This window comes from Lacimicrobium alkaliphilum (assembly GCF_002591895.1).
In the GTDB taxonomy this organism is placed as follows: Bacteria; Pseudomonadota; Gammaproteobacteria; order Enterobacterales; family Alteromonadaceae; genus Lacimicrobium; species Lacimicrobium alkaliphilum.
In genome coordinates this window covers 113,145-129,373 of the sequence record NZ_NISX01000007.1, presented here as the reverse complement: position 1 = coordinate 129,373, position 16,229 = coordinate 113,145, and the positions used below count along the sequence as shown (strand labels likewise).

Genomic DNA, 16,229 nt, shown 5'->3' with positions numbered 1-16,229 from the left:
CCTGGTTCAGAGTGGAAAGCCTGCGGGTTGTTATGACTGATTCACTAGCGGGACACCCCCTGGTGTCTGCCTGGACCCTGTTTTTGTGCCTTTGCGCACGCTCCAGGCTGCAAAGGCAAGCAATGGAAGGTTCAGTTGTAATGCCGCGGGTGTAAAGCCCGCGGCACCGTGGTACAGGGTATACACAGAAACTAACAGCAAAACACTGCTCCCGGCAATGATCAGCCACAGTGATTTACTGGACTGACTGAACGCCGAAGAAAGTACCAGATTAACCAGCATCAGTACCCAGAACAGCATAATCAGCGACACGTCAGCAAAGAGCCCAAACAGGGCCGTTAATGCCAGCGCACTGACACTTCCCCATGCCACTGAATACCAGGCACGCGTCAATACAGGCGGGTGGGCTTTCTTCGCCAGCCAGATTTCCATACCAGTGACACACAGCGCGGTGAGCATAATACCCAGTACAAAATAAAGCACTTTACCGGGAATACCTGCAAAGTTACCAAAGTGCAGACGATACATGGCGTAGACAAGTTGTTTACCCCAATGCCCCTGTGCATATCCGGCTGTTCCGAGGTAATTACCTGCTGTATCGAAACGGTAGTTCTCGGAATAGATCATCTTGCCGGGTACCTGAGTGTATATTTCAATAAACTGCTGTGGTGTATTGGCTTCATGTACTGTCAGGAACAGCAACGGGTGCTGTGGGGCCAGGGTATTCATCTGCGCGATGGCTTTTTGCAGTTGTGGCTGCGCGACTTCCTGTTCAAGCACCGGATCCGGGGTGAAAATTTTCTCTACCACGGCATCTCTGTCACCATCGTGGTAAAGCTGTGCCACCACCACAAGAATCAGGCCTGCCATACCAAAATAAGTGCCGGTAACACCGATAATCAAGTGAAAAGGCGCTGCCCACAAGCCAAAACGATTGTGCAAATCAATCTGATATTGCTGAGCGTTTTCACCTCTGCGAAGCTTAAATGCATCTTTGCTGATGCGTTTGTGAGCAACGATACCGGTGACGATCAGTGTGCAGATCAGCGCACCCAGCGCGCTCACCAGAATCATGCCCCAGGAATGGGGTAAGTTCAGGTAAAGATGCAGGTCCACCAGCATCTTCGTGAAGGGCACTTGCTCTGTTTCAAGCAGGTTGCCATTGCTGTCAGCGAAGTACGCCACCGTATCGTTTTCCACAACCAGGCGGGGTATGCCTGAGGTAGGGAAAACAGCAAAAAGATGGTCAGTTGGCTCAGGATGCTTTTCAACAAAGGCGTTCATGGCCTTCTCTACCGTCGCCGCATCGGTTGTGTTCATTTCCGGTATGCCCGGTTGTTCCCAGCGTTCAAACTCCTGATGAAAAACCGCCAACGTGCCTGAGAAACAGACCAGAAACAGCAAGGCGCTTAAAAATACACCTACCCAGGCATGTGCATGCAGGGCGGATTGTTTGGTGGATTTATCCATAATGCAATGCTCCTACCCCGGGATAAATATGAGTGCCGCAGCGCTGGCTGAGGCGATAACAACATAAACAATCAGCGCTTTGGGTTTCGATTCGCAGGCCAGGTAGTGATACCCCAGCAGCCCCCATATCAGCGGCAGTAACACGACGCTTGTGGCGAGTTGCCCTGCTTCGGCAAAGGGTAGCTGGCGGCAAATAGCCAGCGAAGCTAACAGGCTGGTAAGCATAAGAACCACCAGCACCACCAGGTAATTACTGATGTGATAAAACGTTGATTTGACGGATACCGATATGTCACGGGCTTTGGGTATATTTTTTGGTGGTGGCAACTGAACCTGATTAGCACTGATAAAAGGCCAGACTAACAGACCGGGCAGGCATAGTGCGTAAACCAACCCATATTCCCAGCCCTGGCTGTATGACCACAATACGCAGGAAATCAGTAACAAAACCAGGCTGAGATAAAAAACAGCTGGGGCCCGAGCGCGCCAGCTTTGGTACACCGTAGCGATTGCGGCGACAGAAAAGCCAGCCGCAATAATTAACTGAAACATAGCATCACCTGCTAAAACTCATAAGTGACACTGGCATTCAGGGTTCTGCGAACTCCGGGGAAACAATCGCCTCTGGCCAAACAGGAGGTCAGGTACTCTTTATCCGTGATGTTACGAACATTGAGTTGCAAGTCCAGTTTTTCGGTCAACCGATATGCCAACATAAGATCCCCCAGGGTGTAGCCGGGTGTTTCATATCGAACGGCTGCATTTTCTGACAGGCTTTCACCCACATGGCGGATACCCGCTCCCATACGGAAACCGGCAAAGGCTTCGGGTTCCCAGTTGATCCACAACGATGCGTTGCTATCGGGCTGCGCTGAGAGCGCAAAGCCATTCGGGTCTTCAGCGTCGATAACTGAGGCTGCAAATTGTGCATTTATGTCACCAAACTCCAGACGCCCCTCTATTTCTGCCCCTTTGATATTTGTCACGCCCTGTTGCTGGTCAGCTTCATTGGGCAGACTATTCGGATTCGGCAGGTTTGAAATTTCGATGTCGTAATAGGCCAGGGTAATGTAGCCCGGAATATGACTCAGTTCGTACTTAACGCCCGCTTCATATTGACGCCCCTCTTCCGGCTTAAGTTGATTACCACTGGTATCCAGACCCACAACAGTTTCAAAAGACTCTGCGTAACTCACATAAGGCGCAAGGCCATTATCAAAGCCATATAACAGACCCGCAGAGTAAGATGTCTGACTGTCATCCTGCTGTGTCGTGCTGTTGTCATTGCTAACCTGGTCATGGCGCAGTCCAAGGGTCATGCGCCAGTTACCATAAGAAATCTGATCTGAAAGATACAGGCCTTTGTCTTTAACGTTTTGCCTGGGCTGATCATTGTAAATGGCATCAAAAACCGATTGATCGGGAGCGCCGGTATACTGAGGATTGGCAAGATCAAGAATGTAGCGGAAATCACCCTGCAGCGCACCGCCTCCCAGGTAGTAAGCCGAATTGGTATCGGTATCAACATTCTGATACTGCAAGCCGGCGAGCACTTCATGCTCAAACTCGCCCGTATAAAACAGTTTCACCAGACGCACATCCAGAGCATGCTGATCAAAGGTGTTATCTGCCTGATAGAAGGTTCTTGCAACATAGGTATCGGTGGGCGCAACCTGTGCACCGATAAAGGCATTCAGATACCGTGAACCACCGGTAAAGGCAGGCCAGGCCTGATGATAATCGGCTTCACCGTCACGCCAAAGGGCGGTAAAAGACAGCGAGGTGGTATCATTAATGATGTGCTCACCAAGCACCGTAACCTGGCTGGATTGGGTATCGAACTGATTGAACCCCGGTTCACCGGCGTAAACATCCTGGTCTGGCAGATAGGTGCCGTCGGCCAGCGGTAACAACGTACCTTCTACTGGAATAAACTGTGCTGCGGTATCGCTGTCGGTGTCCTGAAACAGTCCGATCACGGTGACAGTGGTATCTTCATCCGGCCGGTAAGATACAGAGGGCATCAGCACTGTTGTATCGTCGGTAACGTGATCCACCTGTGCTTCTGCGTCCCGGTAAATGCCGGTGAACCGCCCAAGCCACTTATCGTCGTCAGTCAAAGAGCCGTTGACATCAAGGTTGACCTGTTTGCGGTCAAAAGTACCGTATTGCAGAACAACTTCGCTGCCTTTACCCGGTGCCGGTGTTTTCGACACGTAGTTCATAATACCGCCTGGCGAGCCTTGCCCATAGAGAACAGAAGCCGGGCCTTTAAGCAGTTCCACCTGCTCCATGGTATAGATTTCAGCACGGGTTGAGTTGTAGCTACCGAACAGTTCCTGAATCGAATCACGATAACGTGGAATACCCAGGCCCCGCGATGACACTGAATCTACACGGGTAGAATAGCCATAGGTTTCACCGGTCACACCGGCCATATAGGTAGCACTCTGGGACAGGCTTAACGCCCCTTTTTGTTTCAGATCCGTTAAGGTTTCGATGGAAATGGTACGCGCCAGCTCGACAATAGGTGTATTGGTCTTAGTGGCCCCAAAGGGGCTGCGCTTGCCTACGACCTCAACTTTTTCAATTACCTCTTGTTTGTCTGGTGTTGCTTCCTGTGCCATTGCCGCAGCAGGCAATGCGCATACGATGGCCATTGATAACAGTGTTTTTTTCATGGTTTCCGGAGTGTTGAGTAGTGAAATGATTTACCCGACAATGTACCAAACATTAATACGCATGTGAATGATAATGGTTGCTATTAAGAATAATTAATGTGCATAACAGCCTGTGATCAGCACATAATGATGTGAGTATTCTGAGATCTAAGGGAGTCAGTGCGGTGCACTATGGTATTTATCTATTGTTTTTAATGCTGTTGAGCCCTTGCTTATCGGCCAATCAGGCAAATTCATCGTCTTTGGCCGGTGAGCTTAAGGCTGAACAACTGTTGTCACAATACCCTGAGTTTAACCAGGAATATCAACGTTATGTTCCTGAAAATGCAGAGATTCAGGCGATGCAGGTACTATACGGTAAATCTGTACTGGTGTTTCTGGGCACCTGGTGTCATGACAGCGAGCGTGAAGTGCCGAGATTACTAAAACTGCTGCACCGATCACAGGTTGATCTCCAGTCGTTGCAATTGATCGCCGTGGGGCTGGATAAAAAAGATCCATCCGGATTAGCACAGAGGTTTAACCTGCTTTACACCCCGACTATTATTGTTCTTGATGATGAACAAGAGTTGTATCGTATGGTCGAGCGCCCAAAGGGGTCACTGGCGCTGGATTTACAACAAGGTTTAACCGGCAGGGGAGAGTCACGGGATGAATCAATCTGACAGCAGTTATGCGGCCACTCACCAGGTGTTTAATCAGCCGGCGGCGCTGGAGGATTTTAACGCCTACAGTGCAGACAAGGTACTGCAATACTGGGTTGAACGTTTTGATGGTGCCTGGGGCCGTGAAAAGTTAACTCAGTTCGGACAACGTGTGGGAGGGAATCTGTTGTCAGCCGGTTTCGAGGCAAATAAACAATTGCCTGAGTTTCAGTCCCATGATCGTTTTGGCCACCGTATAGATCAGGTCAGTTATCACCCTGCCTATCATCAGTTAATGGCTCATGCCATCGAAGCAGGGCATACCAGTTTGCCCTGGACAGAGAATAAACGTGGTACCCATGTGGTGCGTGCGGCGATGGCTTATTTGCATAATCAGGCCGATCCCGGTTCAGGCTGCCCGCTGACCATGACCTTTGCCAGTGTACCGGCCATTGTCCAGCAAGCGGATGTGGCCAGAGTCTGGCTGCCGCTGATTACTTCCTGTTGTTATGACGGTGACAATAAGCCGTACTTTGAAAAAACCGGTGTTACCATTGGTATGGCGATGACCGAAAAGCAGGGCGGCTCCGATGTGCGCGCCAATACCACAACCGCAATACCAGTGGGTAAAGCCGGGCCTGGACAGTTATATAGCCTGACAGGTCACAAATGGTTTTGCAGTGCGCCTATGTGTGATGCCTTTTTAGTTCTGGCTCAAACCAATGACAAGCTGTCCTGCTTTTTAGTGCCACGCTGGCGACCCGATGGCAGCAAGAATCCGCTGCATATCCAGCGTCTTAAGAACAAGCTGGGGAATCAGTCCAATGCGAGCTCGGAAATTGAGTTTCGTGGTGCCCATGGCTGGCTGTTAAACGAGGAAGGTCGCGGCGTGCGCACCATTATTGAGATGGTCGCTCTTACCCGCTATGACTGCATGATTGGGTCAGGTGCCCTGATGGGGCAGGCTGCCAGAGAAGCCATCTGGCATACCGCGGGCCGCGAAGTGTTTGGTAAGCCACTGCACCAGCAACCGCTGATGTTAAACGTACTGGCGGATCTGGCCCTCGAAGCGGAAGCTGCACTGGCTATCTCTATGCGTATCGCCCATGCGCTGGATCATAAACAGGACCCGCATCAGGCCTCATTGATCCGCAGTGCTACTTCTATTGGCAAGTATTGGATCTGCAAACGGGCAGTACAGCATACCTTTGAGGCCATGGAGTGTATCGGCGGTGTAGGCTATGTAAATGAAAACATCTGTAGCCGTTTATATCGCGAGGCACCAGTGAACTCTATCTGGGAAGGCTCCGGAAATGTGCAGTGTCTGGATTTATTGCGGGTACTGAATAAAGAGCCGGATACCCTCAAGGCCCTGTTTGCAGAATTCGAACAGGCGCGGGGCAAGCAACACCTGTTTGATCAGTATCTGGATAACCTACTGAACGCTTTTTCTGAACAATCAGATCTTCAGGGCCGGGCCCGCCAGCTCATGGAGAAACTGGCGCTGGCCTGGCAAGCGTCGACATTGCTCAGCTACGGGGAAGAGTGGGTTGCTGAGGCGTTTGTTAACGCGCGCCTCACAGAGCAGGGTTATCATCAGTATGGCACATTACCCGCCAGTATTGATGCCAGCGCCCTGGTCGAAAGGGCACTGGTAAAACTGAGTTAATCAGGACAGCTTGTCGCGAAAATCCTCGTACTCAAATTTACGCACCAGCTCGAATTGACCGTCTTTGTGCAGTATACCGATAGAAGGGTGCTCAACGCCGTTAAAGAAGCTGGTTTTGACCATGGTGTAGTGGATCATATCCTCAAAGATAATCCGTTCACCCACCTCCAGCTGATGATCAAAGCTGTACGTATCGATCACATCGCCAGCCAGACAGGAATTACCACCGAGTTTATAATCAAAGCCCTTTTCCCCGGCAAGGCCGGCACCGCGCACCGCGGGGCGATAGGGCATTTCCAGCACATCCGGCATATGCGCGGTAGCGGAAATATCCAGTATCGCGATAGGCCCTTCATTCTCAACAATATCAACCACTTCGGCTACCAGCGGCCCTGTTTGCCAGGCCACTGCCGACCCCGGTTCAAGAATAATATCGAGCTCATACTTTTCTCTGAAGGTTTTCAGGGTGCGTATCAGATGCTCCACATCATAGCCCTCACGGGTCATCAGATGACCGCCTCCGAGGTTCAGCCATTTAAGCTTGTGCAGGTACTGACCAAAACGCTTCTCTACGGCCTGCAGGGTGCGCTCGGCAGCAAAAGAGTCGCATTCACAAAGATTATGTACGTGAAAACCTTCGATGCCGCTTAAATCCACGCCATCCAGCTCGCTGCTGCGCACGCCCAGCCGCGAGCCGGGTGCGCTCGGATCATAGAGTTCGGTATCGGCTTCCCGGTGTTCGGGGTTAATCCGTAGCCCCATCGAAATGCCGGCATCGGCGACCTGTTGCCGGTAGCGCTGCCACTGACTCAGGCTGTTAAAGGAAATATGATTAACCAGCCCGATCAAATCGTCGATATCAGCCTGTTTATAGGCTGGTGAGTAAGCATGTACTTCTTTTCCCATCTCAAATTTAGCAAGCTTGGCCTCCCAGACAGAGCTGGCGGTACAGCCCTGAAGGTACTGGCCCACAAGCGGGAAGGCCGCCCACATAGAAAAGCCCTTCAGGGCCAGAATAATGCTGACACCGGCCTGTTCCTGCACTTTTTGCATAAGTTGCAGATTCGCCTGCAGGCGCGCCTCTTCGAGCACGTAACAGGGAGAGGGAATATCGGGACTTATCATCGGATCGTTCAAGCTCACTATCCTTTATTAATAACCATAAACTATACGAAACGCACGAAAAGGCTTTTTACCGCAGAGTCGCAGAGGACGCAGAGACTTCAATCTCAATTTTCTCCGCGTTCTTTGCGTCTTCGCGGTGCAATGCTTTTTATTTGCTGAACGGGCTCTGTTCACATTCCAGTACCTGCCAGGGAAGGCCGTGCTGATTGAGCATATCCATAAAGGGATCCGGATCAAACTCTTCCATATTGAATACACCGGGCTTTTTCCAGCTGCCATTGAGCATTAATGCAGCACCGATCATTGCCGGTACGCCTGTGGTATACGAAACAGCCTGCGCCTGCACTTCTTCATGACATTTTGCATGGTCGCAATTATTGTAGATAAAGATGGTTTTCTCTTTACCGTCTTTGATACCGGTAATGTAAGTGCCGATACAGGTCATACCCTGATAGCCTTCAGACAGAGAACCGGGGTTAGGCAGCACGGCCTTGAGAAACTCCAGTGGTACAATTTGCTGTCCCTGAAAGTCCACAGGTTCAATGCTGGTCATACCGATGCCTTCAAGGACTTTAAGGTGAGTCAGGTAGGCTTCACCAAAGGTCATCCAGAAACGTGCCCGCCTGAGGCTGGGGAAGTTCTTAACCAGTGACTCCAGTTCTTCATGGAACATCAGATAAGAGGCGCGCACGCCGATATTCTGATAGTCCAGATCTTCGCGCACCGACAAGGGCTCTGTTTCTTTCCACTGACCATTTTCCCAATAGCGGCCGCGCTGGGTGATTTCGCGAATATTGATTTCCGGATTGAAGTTGGTAGCAAAAGCCTTGCCGTGATCGCCGCCATTGCAGTCGACAATATCCAGATAATGGATTTCGTCAAAATAGTGCTTGGCCGCATAGGCGGTAAATACGTTAGTGACACCCGGATCGAAGCCACTGCCCAGCAGCGCCATCAAACCCGCGTCTTTAAATTTGTCCTGGTAGGCCCACTGCCAGGAATACTCAAACTTGGCCACATCTTTGGGCTCATAATTGGCGGTATCCAGATAATCCACACCCGCGGCCAGACAGGCATCCATAATTGGCAGATCCTGATAGGGCAGAGCCAGATTAATCACCAGATCCGGCTCGACTCTCTTGATCAGTTCGATAACCTGACCGGCATCGTCGGCGTCTACAGCGAATACACCTTTAAGGCGATCTGCACCCACCTCTTGCTGCAAGGCCTCGCATTTCGACAAGGTGCGGCTGGCCAGATAAATTTCGTCAAAAATTTGTGGTAAACGAGCACATTTTTTTACCGTTACGGAACTGACACCACCGGCACCAATAATTAATACGCGAGACATAAATTCGAATCCTCCAAAGGTATCTTGTCTGTTTTACCTGCCCGCACTGTTTCAACGCGCAGTCTACAGAATTTCGGCTGCATGCTATCACCAATTTCATTTCTGGCAATAGCTGTCTGGACAACAGTTTCTGAGCTTAGTTTAAGCCCAGATTCAGCACAACCATTAAAGCCCCCGTTCCGAACTTTGCGCTGTATCTATACCATGCACTGCCAAAGCCTCTGTTTATATAAGCAATTCCCAGCATGCAAGGGGCTCTGCAAACCAGTGCATTGTAAATATGTTCAGTTTTTAGATGACGCTTTTCTTTATCTTTCCGGATAGATCACTGTGTGTCAGGAAGCACAGTGCCGTTCAATTGCAGAATGGGGTAAACTACCGCGTTTTGTACAATATTTTATGCAGTTAAGGAGTAAAACTGTGCAGGCAAAAAATAGCAATAATAATGTCTCGCAAGCCTCTGGTGGCTGGTTTAATCGTTTTCTGGCCACTGTAGAGTGGGCCGGAAACCTGTTACCTCATCCTATTACCCTGTTTGCCAGCTTTTCTCTGTTTATCGTCATACTCAGTGGAGTGTTGGGCTATTTTGACGTCAGTGTCATGGATCCCAGACCCGAAGATGCTGCAGGCAGGGCGCCGGGCGGCATGATCCATGTGGTTTCCCTTCTTAGTGCCGAGGGGCTTGCCCGAATTGTTACCGGGCTGGTGACGAACTTTACCGGTTTTGCCCCTTTAGGTACGGTCCTGGTTGCCTTGTTAGGCGTATCTGTTGCCGAGCATTCAGGTTTGTTGTCGGCGGCCATGCGTGGGCTGGTGATGAATGCTTCTCAGCGGATGGTGACCGTCACCGTGGTGCTTGCGGGGATTCTTTCCAATACCGCATCGGAGCTGGGGTATGTGGTCCTGATACCGCTCGCAGCGATGATTTTTCACTCACTTGGCAGACATCCTCTGGCCGGTCTGGCTGCGGCCTTTGCCGGTGTGTCGGGCGGTTACAGTGCTAACCTGTTGCTGGGCACCATAGATCCGCTGCTTTCCGGTATCACTGAAGCTGCAGCTCATATGATTGACCCTGAGTATATCGTCGGGCCTGAGGTGAACTGGTATTTCATGATCATCAGCACGTTTCTGATCGCGGGGCTGGGTGCTTTTGTAACCGAAAAAATTGTCGAGCCCAGACTGGGGGAATATGATCCTGAAGAGGCCACTATTGAGCTCGCGGAACAAAAGATGGAATCTCTGAGTGCTGCTGAAAAAAGAGGGCTTAAGCTGGCTGGTCTGGCGTTCCTGGTGGTCTGTCTGCTGTTAGCGCTGACCATAGTACCTGAATGGGGTATTTTGCGTCACCCTGAAACCGGCGAGGTTGCGGGCTCGCCTTTTTTACGGGGTATCGTCGCCTTTATCTTTATTACTTTCGCCATTCCTGGCTTTGTCTACGGTAAAACAGTCGGCGTGATGAAAAACGACAAGGACGTAATTAACGCCATGTCGAAAGGCATGAGCACGCTGGGCATGTACATTGTGCTGGTATTTTTCGCCGCCCAGTTTGTGGCCTTTTTTAAATGGACGAACCTCGGCACCGTGCTGGCGGTAAAAGGGGCAGCCATGTTGCAAGCCATGGGGCTGGACGGTCCCGAAGTGTTTGTACTGTTTATTCTGATGTGCGCTATGGTCAATCTGTCTCTGGGCAGTGCGTCGGCACAATGGGCGGTGACAGCACCGATTTTCGTGCCTATGTTAATGCTGGTGGGCTTTGCCCCGGAAGTTATTCAGGCTGCCTATAGGATTGGTGATTCGGTGACCAATCTGATTACGCCAATGATGAGTTATTTCGGCCTTATTCTGGCGGTAGCCAGTCAGTATAAGAAAAATCTGGGAATCGGTACGTTGGTGGCAACCATGTTGCCCTACTCGATGATCTTTTTTGTTGGCTGGACCTTACTCTTCTACGTCTGGGTATTTCTGCTGGGGATGCCGGTAGGGCCGGGCGCAGAAACCTATTATACCCCATAAGGACAATGGGCTTTGTTATGACTGTGAACTGGAGAACCAATGAAATACCGCAATAGTGAAGGATTCAGCCATCAACAAACGGATAAAGTCGGCGTGCTGGTGACTAATCTGGGCACCCCTGATGCGCCGACAAAAGGTGCTTTAAAACGGTATCTGAAAGAGTTTTTATCAGATCCCAGAGTAGTGGAAGTGCCGCGTTTATTGTGGTGGTTTGTGCTTAATCTGGTGATCCTGAATTTTCGCCCGGCCCGATCGGCGGCCGCCTATAAAACCGTGTGGACAGACAGAGGATCGCCGCTGTTGTTTCATACCCGCGACCAGGCGGATGCTATTCGCTCCGAATTGCAACAGAGATGGGGCCAATCGGTAGAAGTGGATTTCGCGATGCGCTACGGCAATCCAGGTATAGATAAGACTGTAGAAGCCATGCTGCAAAGAGGCGTGAGAAAGTTACTGGTATTGCCGCTGTATCCTCAGTACTGCGCCTCTACGACGGCCTCCACCTTTGACAAACTGAGTCAGTATCTGCAAAGCAAGCGCTGGATGCCCGAATTGCGTTTTGTTACACAGTATTGTGATGATAAAAATTATATTCAGGCGCTGGCCAACAAAATCAGGGCGCATTGGCAGGAGCACGGCCGAGCCGATAAGCTGGTGTTTTCTTATCACGGAATTCCCCAGCGCTATTTGCGCAATGGCGACCCTTACCACTGTCAATGTTTCAAAACCACCCGCCTGGTGGCGGAAAATCTGGGCCTGACTCAGGATCAGTATCTGACCAGCTTTCAGTCACGTTTTGGTCGTGAAGAGTGGCTAAAGCCTTATACCGACGCTACCTTAAAGGCGCTTCCTGCGGAGGGTGTCAGTTCTGTTCAGGTGGTATGCCCGGGATTCTCTGCCGATTGCCTGGAGACGATTGAAGAGATCGGTGTTGAGAACCGGGATTATTTTCTCGAAGCCGGCGGACAACGGTACGAGTATATTGCCGCTCTGAATGCCGATGATGAACATATTGCCGCGCTGGTCGATCTGATCAACAGACAAATGACGGGCTGGTTGCCGGTAGCGGTCGAAGAACACCGTGACGACCTCGCTAAAAAGCAGGGGGCGTCAGTGTGAGTTCATTAGGTTTCTGGTTGTAATGGCGATGCGTCTATGAACCCTGTGCAAACTATTTTTTTCGTGCTTTTAGTAATATTTCCCTCTGTGGTTGATGCACAGCAACCTAAAGCGGATAGGCTGATTATCTATACCCATGACTTTCAGCCTTACCATTATTACGAGCATCGGAAACTTGTTGGTATTAATCTGGATCTGGTGGTGATGGCTCTGGAAAAGGCAGAAATCGATTACGAATTCCAGCAGGTAAACTGGGCTCGCTCGTTAGCATTGCTGGAAGAGCACGGCAATAACGCGCTGTTATCCATGATTAGATCTGAAAGCCGGGAGGCAAGATACCAATGGGTTGGGCCTTTGGTATCTTCTTACACCTGCCTGTACCGATTGCGTGTGCGTAAAGACATTCAGGTCCATTCTCTGACAGACGTTAAGGACTATACAATCGGCCTGCTCAGAGGTGGGCAGACACATCGGTTGCTGGAAGAAAATGGCTTTGAAGACGGTAAGCATCTGGTCCCTCTGGTGAATATCAAGGACACCTACAGAATGTTGGAAAAAGGGCGGGTAGATTTGATTCCCGGCTCGCCTTTAGCTACACCCTATCAGCTGGAACAGGCAGGTATGTCGGTGTCAGAATTGTCCGAAGCATTTTGTCTGCCGGATTTCGGTGAGGCCAATTATCTTGCCCTGAGCCTGGGCGTGAACAAACGGGTCCGGGACAAATTAAATCAGGCCCTCAGTACTTTGAAAGCACAAGGTATATTCGAGACAGTTGCCGGGCAATACCGGCGCCAGTCGGTGAGTCTGCAATAGGAGTGGTCCGCAAGTTGCTGCCTGTCGGACAAGAAGTCGACAAACAGAGGCAACATACGGAGATACTCATGCGCATCAATAATCAGGACTCAGGTACTACCTTTGGTTCGATAGGAGTCAATCACGGTGTCAGTGAGTTCTCACAGAGCCAGGCTGAGCAGCAAAATAAAGCCGAACGGGAGGCGATGTCAGACTGCACTGAGAGCAACTCTCCTGCCAGCAACAAACCTTTCCTGGGCAGGTATTACTCAGTGAGCAGGATGTAAGGCTGCCAACAGACCTCGCAGCTGGCATTCTGATGAACAGCTCGCTTTGACCGGGCTAAAGAGCAGGTCTACACTAATTTTACTGTGGTTAACCGAGCTGTACTCTTGTCTGACAATCCTTCTGAGGAAACTCCCCGTTCATTAAAACCCTTATCTGCTGACCAGGCACTGGTGTTTAAGCTGGAAAAGCTGCGTCAGATACTGATCGCCAGTGAATGTTGCCTGTTGGTTGTCATAGTGCAGAGATTACTGATAGGTAGCTGGCATACTGCATTAGTGCTGGCCATTTTGGCTCTGGTGCTGGGCGGCTGCTATTATGTCGCCCGATATGGCCGACTGCAGGTTGGTGCCGCACTTTTTTTAAGCGCATTAACCATTACTACCAGTTACTTTATGTGGTCTCATGGCGGGCTTTCTGATGAAGCCTTGTTGGTATTCCCTGCGATTCTGATATTTTCTGCCGTTATTGCCAGCTATGGTCTGCTGGTATTGCTCCTGCTGTATATGCTGGGTACGGTGATATTACTCGGTTATATGAATGACACCGGTCTGTATATCAATATTGTGCAGCCTACTAGTCTGAACAGCGCTTTTCTGACCTGTGCCATCCTGGTTATTGTCAGTTTTAGTGTCTGGTTGTTATCCAGGGACTTACGCAACCTGCTGGAAAAACTTTCCAGAGAAAACCTCAGAGTATCCGAATCCAAAGATGAAATTCGCAGACTGTATAATCATGATCCACTTACTGACTTGCCAAACCGACGGCTGGCAAAGGAGTTGTTTGAGCAGTTGGTGACGCTGGCTCAGCGGGAAAACAGTAAAACAGCGCTGATATTCCTGGATCTGGATCACTTCAAAGCTGTGAATGATTCGCTCGGTCACGCCACCGGTGACGAATTTCTGAAAAAAGTCGCCCAGCGTCTCAGGGCTACCCTCCGGGACACTGATACCATCTGCCGTTTTGGGGGAGATGAATTTGTTATTCTCAGTCAGAATTTTGTTGAGGATCAACAGATTCACCAACTGGCTCAGCGTATTTTAAAAGGGATTTCAAAGCCTTTTTATATCAGTGGAAATGAGCTGGTAGTGAGTGGTTCTATAGGCATCGCACTGGTGCCCAATGATGGGGTGTCTTTCGACGAACTGTGCCAGAAAGCGGACACCGCTATGTATAGTTGCAAGGATAAAGGACGCAATAGTTACTGCTTCTATAACCAGAACATGAATCAGTCTGAGCTGGAGGTATTGCAACTGACTCAGGATTTGCGCCAGGCCATGGCAGCGGATCAACTGAGTTTGTACTATCAGCCAAAAGTGGAACTGCAAACCGGGAAGATCATAGGTGCAGAAGCGCTGTTGCGATGGCAGCATCCGCAGCGCGGGTGGATATCACCGGCTGATTTCATACCACTGGCAGAACGTGCCGGGCTGATTGTGGAGCTTGGGCGCTGGGTGCTGGAGTCGGCAATATCGCAATGCAAACGCTGGCATGAACTGGGCTATAACCACCTCAGTGTATCGGTCAATGTTTCTGCTATTCAGCTGCGCCGTGGCAATTTTGAACAACAGGTAAAAGCTGCACTCGGCAATGCGGGATTGGCGGGTAATTGCCTGGTGCTGGAACTGACCGAGTCCTTGCTGCTGGATGTGCAGCCCAGCCTGCAACTTTGTTTGCAGGGGCTCAGAGAGCATGGGGTGATATTAGCCATCGATGATTTCGGCACAGGTTATTGTAATCTGGGTTACCTGCAACGCTTTGATGTTAATATGCTCAAAATTGACCGCAGCTTCGTCAGTAAAATCAATAAGAGTAAACAGGACGAAGCTATTGTCAGAGCGATTATACAAATGGCTCACAGCCTCAATCTTGAAATTGTCGCCGAGGGAATCGAGACGGCTGAGGTGGCAGAGCAACTGCGGCGGCTGGGATGTGAAAAAGGGCAGGGCTTCTACTGGTCCCGACCCTGTGCACCAATGGATTTTATTGATTTGGTGCTGAATCGGAAAAGTGAGCCCTCTTCGACGCTTTAGTGGTGAGCAGTATTACGACCAGGAATTTCTGATGCAGCAACAGATTCGCACAACCGAAGAATGGGTGGTAATGACCATCAGTCTGCTTGGTGCAGTGAGTATCAGTCCCTTTATGGTTATGCGCCTGTTACAGGGAGACTGGTTGATCGCTACGCTGGACGCCTTTGCGGTTTTTGCCATGGCAACCATTTTTGTGTATGTAAGAGTACGCCGTAAGACCAGTCTGATGAGCCATTTACTGGCACTGGTGTCGGCACTGGCGTTGCTGGGTACGGTTGAATTACGTGGCAGCGAGCAGGTGTTCTGGGCTTATCCTTCCGTGCTGGCAATATTCTTTCTGCTCAGGCCCTGGTTAGCACTGGCCTATGTTGTTCCTACTTTGTTGATTATCTTTCCTGTGATATTCGCTGATATGGAACTGACGCGCCTGGCCGGTTTTTATCTGACCATTACTGCCACGGTGGGCTTTACCTTTGTGTTTGCATTCAGAACGCGCCAGCAACAACAAAAGCTGCTGCAGTTGGCTACTACAGATGCGCTAACAGGCGCTGGAAATCGCCGCGCACTGGAAGAAAGTTTGTTGCAGGCAGTGGCCCAATACCGTCGTGCACCTGTTGCGATGTCTCTGATTCTGCTTGATCTGGACAATTTCAAGCTGTTCAACGATGAATATGGTCATGAGGAAGGTGACCATATTCTGACTCAGGTTACGCGTATTATACGCCAGCGGATCCGGCGTACGGATAACGTGTTCAGGTTTGGTGGCGAAGAGTTTGTGATCATGGCCACAAACACCAAGCTCGAAGAGGCCGCTAAGCTGGCCGAAGAGTTACGTAAAGAAATTGCCAACGCCAGTATCAGCCACAAAAAAGTGACCATATCTCTGGGCGTGGCTGAATATCATGGCGATGAAACCGGCTTTGAGTGGCTTGGCAGGGCTGATAAAGCCATGTATCAGGCTAAGGCATCAGGCCGCAACAGTCTGTGCCTTGATCACCATTAAATTCATCTGCTGCACGATTGCATCTTCAAGCCTGCATCACATTG

13 protein-coding genes are annotated in these 16,229 nt (G+C 50.3%); 8 read left to right on the top strand and 5 right to left on the bottom strand.

Annotated features, from left to right (window positions below):
* Nucleotides 1-30 precede the first annotated feature (30 nt).
* From CDA54_RS08655 to CDA54_RS08645, 3 genes are read right to left on the bottom strand one after another with little or no spacing between them, the layout of a single operon-like run.
* Nucleotides 31-1,470 (bottom strand): PepSY-associated TM helix domain-containing protein, encoded by a 1,440-nt coding sequence (locus CDA54_RS08655; protein WP_099034601.1) that lies wholly within the window; start codon nucleotides 1,468-1,470, stop codon nucleotides 31-33.
* Between the two features lie 12 nt (nucleotides 1,471-1,482).
* Nucleotides 1,483-2,022: a hypothetical protein gene (locus CDA54_RS08650; RefSeq protein WP_099034600.1), complete on the bottom strand. Its 540-nt coding sequence runs from the start codon at nucleotides 2,020-2,022 to the stop codon at nucleotides 1,483-1,485.
* Nucleotides 2,023-2,033: 11 nt separating this feature from the next.
* A complete protein-coding gene (locus CDA54_RS08645) occupies nucleotides 2,034-4,151 on the bottom strand; it encodes a TonB-dependent siderophore receptor (protein ID WP_099034599.1) in 2,118 nt (705 codons plus the stop codon).
* 131 nt (nucleotides 4,152-4,282) lie between these two features.
* Between CDA54_RS08645 and CDA54_RS08640 the strand changes: the two genes are divergently transcribed.
* Nucleotides 4,283-4,816 (top strand): TlpA family protein disulfide reductase, encoded by a 534-nt coding sequence (locus CDA54_RS08640; RefSeq protein WP_229748033.1) that lies wholly within the window; start codon nucleotides 4,283-4,285, stop codon nucleotides 4,814-4,816.
* A complete protein-coding gene (locus CDA54_RS08635; RefSeq protein ID WP_099034598.1) occupies nucleotides 4,803-6,464 on the top strand; it encodes an acyl-CoA dehydrogenase family protein in 1,662 nt (553 codons plus the stop codon). Before CDA54_RS08640 ends, CDA54_RS08635 begins: the two co-directional genes overlap by 14 nt.
* On the opposite strand, the gene nspC is transcribed toward CDA54_RS08635, so the two are convergent.
* Nucleotides 6,465-7,601, bottom strand: a complete 1,137-nt coding sequence (nspC, locus tag CDA54_RS08630) for a carboxynorspermidine decarboxylase (protein ID WP_099034597.1) — start codon at nucleotides 7,599-7,601, stop codon at nucleotides 6,465-6,467.
* Between the two features lie 136 nt (nucleotides 7,602-7,737).
* A complete protein-coding gene (locus CDA54_RS08625) occupies nucleotides 7,738-8,940 on the bottom strand; it encodes a saccharopine dehydrogenase family protein (protein WP_099034596.1) in 1,203 nt (400 codons plus the stop codon).
* Between the two features lie 399 nt (nucleotides 8,941-9,339).
* On the opposite strand from CDA54_RS08625, the gene CDA54_RS08620 reads away from it, so the two are divergent.
* The 6 genes from CDA54_RS08620 (at nucleotide 9,340) to CDA54_RS08595 (ending at nucleotide 16,185) form a co-directional block, all read left to right on the top strand.
* A complete protein-coding gene (locus CDA54_RS08620; protein ID WP_099034668.1) occupies nucleotides 9,340-10,953 on the top strand; it encodes an AbgT family transporter in 1,614 nt (537 codons plus the stop codon).
* 39 nt (nucleotides 10,954-10,992) lie between these two features.
* Complete coding sequence (gene hemH / locus CDA54_RS08615) at nucleotides 10,993-12,072, top strand: ferrochelatase (RefSeq protein WP_099034595.1); 1,080 nt, start codon at nucleotides 10,993-10,995, stop codon at nucleotides 12,070-12,072.
* Nucleotides 12,073-12,108: 36 nt separating this feature from the next.
* Nucleotides 12,109-12,885 carry a substrate-binding periplasmic protein gene (locus CDA54_RS08610; protein ID WP_099034594.1) on the top strand — a complete coding sequence of 259 codons (777 nt, stop codon included), beginning with the start codon at nucleotides 12,109-12,111 and terminating at the stop codon, nucleotides 12,883-12,885.
* Nucleotides 12,886-12,953: 68 nt separating this feature from the next.
* On the top strand, nucleotides 12,954-13,151 hold the full coding sequence (locus CDA54_RS08605; protein WP_099034593.1) for a hypothetical protein: 198 nt from the start codon (nucleotides 12,954-12,956) through the stop codon (nucleotides 13,149-13,151).
* A gap of 105 nt (nucleotides 13,152-13,256) precedes the next feature.
* Nucleotides 13,257-15,182 carry a putative bifunctional diguanylate cyclase/phosphodiesterase gene (locus tag CDA54_RS08600; protein ID WP_099034592.1) on the top strand — a complete coding sequence of 642 codons (1,926 nt, stop codon included), beginning with the start codon at nucleotides 13,257-13,259 and terminating at the stop codon, nucleotides 15,180-15,182.
* A gap of 31 nt (nucleotides 15,183-15,213) precedes the next feature.
* Complete coding sequence (locus CDA54_RS08595; RefSeq protein WP_099034591.1) at nucleotides 15,214-16,185, top strand: GGDEF domain-containing protein; 972 nt, start codon at nucleotides 15,214-15,216, stop codon at nucleotides 16,183-16,185.
* The last annotated feature ends 44 nt before the right edge of the window (nucleotides 16,186-16,229 follow it).

Excerpts from the sequence above, each read along its gene's own strand:
- CDA54_RS08655 (WP_099034601.1), bottom strand. The coding sequence starts at position 1,470 with ATGGATAAATCCACCAAACAATCCGCCCTGCATGCACATGCCTGGGTA.
- CDA54_RS08650 (WP_099034600.1), bottom strand. The coding sequence starts at position 2,022 with ATGTTTCAGTTAATTATTGCGGCTGGCTTTTCTGTCGCCGCAATCGCT.
- CDA54_RS08645 (WP_099034599.1), bottom strand. The coding sequence starts at position 4,151 with ATGAAAAAAACACTGTTATCAATGGCCATCGTATGCGCATTGCCTGCT.
- CDA54_RS08635 (WP_099034598.1), top strand. The coding sequence starts at position 4,803 with ATGAATCAATCTGACAGCAGTTATGCGGCCACTCACCAGGTGTTTAAT.
- CDA54_RS08625 (WP_099034596.1), bottom strand. The coding sequence starts at position 8,940 with ATGTCTCGCGTATTAATTATTGGTGCCGGTGGTGTCAGTTCCGTAACG.
- CDA54_RS08620 (WP_099034668.1), top strand. The coding sequence starts at position 9,340 with ATGCAGTTAAGGAGTAAAACTGTGCAGGCAAAAAATAGCAATAATAAT.
- hemH (WP_099034595.1), top strand. The coding sequence starts at position 10,993 with ATGAAATACCGCAATAGTGAAGGATTCAGCCATCAACAAACGGATAAA.
- CDA54_RS08610 (WP_099034594.1), top strand. The coding sequence starts at position 12,109 with ATGAACCCTGTGCAAACTATTTTTTTCGTGCTTTTAGTAATATTTCCC.
- CDA54_RS08605 (WP_099034593.1), top strand. The coding sequence starts at position 12,954 with ATGCGCATCAATAATCAGGACTCAGGTACTACCTTTGGTTCGATAGGA.
- CDA54_RS08595 (WP_099034591.1), top strand. The coding sequence starts at position 15,214 with ATGCAGCAACAGATTCGCACAACCGAAGAATGGGTGGTAATGACCATC.